At 47.6% G+C, this 403-nt stretch carries 1 protein-coding gene and 1 rRNA gene; both read right to left on the bottom strand.

What is annotated here, in order from left to right; translation table 11 throughout:
• Positions 1 to 114 (bottom strand): 16S ribosomal RNA (locus AACQ95_RS14405); the annotation flags it as partial.
• Positions 115 to 223: 109 nt separating this feature from the next.
• Positions 224 to 403, bottom strand: a 180-nt coding sequence (locus AACQ95_RS14400) for a hypothetical protein (protein ID WP_241281098.1), incomplete at its 5' end; no start/stop codon positions are given.

Raw genomic sequence — 403 nt, 5'->3', positions numbered from 1 at the left:
CCGTCCGCCGCTCGCCGGCAAAAGTAGCAAGCTACTTTCCCGCTGCCGCTCGACTTGCATGTGTTAGGCCTGCCGCCAGCGTTCAATCTGAGCCATGATCAAACTCTTCAATTTAAGTTTGGTTTGCTTCGCGCTGTTACCGAAGTAACAACCTTCAGCGGCTCAATGAATTGCTGAAATAAACTGTTCGGCTTGTTATTGCTAACAAGTCGTTTTGGTCACTTCACCAGACATTGAAAATCAAAAAAATTGTTTGATGTTCGATGCTGTGAGTGCCCACACAGATTGCTTGATTCAAATTGTTAAAGAGCGTCACGCTTGCCGCGTTGAGGAGGCGCATATTACGCTCCTCACTTCGAAAGTCAAGCGATTGTTTTCGCTTTTCTTTCGGCGCCGGCTTCAC

The sequence above is a fragment of the Aeromonas sp. MR19 genome, from assembly GCF_963899305.1.
GTDB classification, from domain to species: Bacteria; Pseudomonadota; Gammaproteobacteria; order Enterobacterales; family Aeromonadaceae; genus Aeromonas; species Aeromonas bestiarum.
This window is presented reverse-complemented; position numbering and strand designations above follow the sequence as displayed.